The sequence below is a fragment of the Nocardia gamkensis NBRC 108242 genome, from assembly GCF_001612985.1.
In the GTDB taxonomy this organism is placed as follows: Bacteria; Actinomycetota; Actinomycetes; order Mycobacteriales; family Mycobacteriaceae; genus Nocardia; species Nocardia gamkensis.
Window position 1 is genome coordinate 1 of record NZ_BDBM01000111.1, and the last position, 910, is coordinate 910.

Here is a 910-nt window from a genome sequence, read left to right on the forward strand (position 1 = left end):
TTGCCGCTGGATCCGTTGGCTCCGGTGGGTGGTTTGTAGTTCTTACCCGCGATGTTGTACAGGTACTGCTTGGTCAACCGGTTGATCGCGGCAGCGGTATCACTGGAAGTGGCGTTCCCACCCGAGACGATCGCCTGCGCCTTCTGCAACGCCGCGGTCAGGATCTGATGCACCTTCTGCTGCCCGGCCTTCGTGTACGCCTGCGGACCCAGCTCGGCCAACGCCACATTCACCTCACGCACCAGCTTGACGATCGCTTTCTTGTCGACCTTGTTCGACCCCTTCAAACTCCCGATATACGACACCAACTGGTTGTCCACATTGTTGAACGCCTTGGCCGCGTTGCGCTGGAACAATCGCTTGGCCCGAATCGCCCGCGTCGTCGCACCACTCCCCGAGGACCCCGACGACCCACCCGACGGTTGCGGCACCTGCCGCATCTGCGGATCCGACGGATCCCCCTCCCCATACACCCCTTCCAACTGCTTCAACACATCCAACGCCTGCGCCGCCTCCGGCGACATCCCCGCCACACCCGAACCATCGGTCCCACCCGCCGCCACCGGCGCCGAACCCCCACCACCGCCACCACTGCCCAAACCCGCCAACGCCGAAGCGATCATCGGCAACATCCCCATCGCCATCATCCCGGCCATCGGCAACACACCCGCCACGACCTCCGGATCCACCAACGGCTCCGGCTCCTCCTCCTCCCGACCCCCACCAGGCCCCGGCGCCTGCTCCACCCGCGGAGCCACCACACCACCCGGCTGCCCAGCCACACCCTCACCCGGAACCGGCTGACCCGAAACACCACCCGACTGACCCGACTGCTGACCCGGCACACCGGGAACACCGGGATGAGACGGAACACCCGCCGCAGACGGACCCGAAACACCCGGCGACCCAG

1 protein-coding gene is annotated in these 910 nt (G+C 66.0%); it reads right to left on the reverse strand.

Features of this window, described 5'->3' with window-relative positions; translation table 11 throughout:
- The coding region (locus tag NG1_RS34840) for a DUF4226 domain-containing protein (RefSeq protein ID WP_157114427.1) at window positions 1–782 on the reverse strand (782 nt) is incomplete at its 3' end.
- Window positions 783–910: the final 128 nt, after the last annotated feature.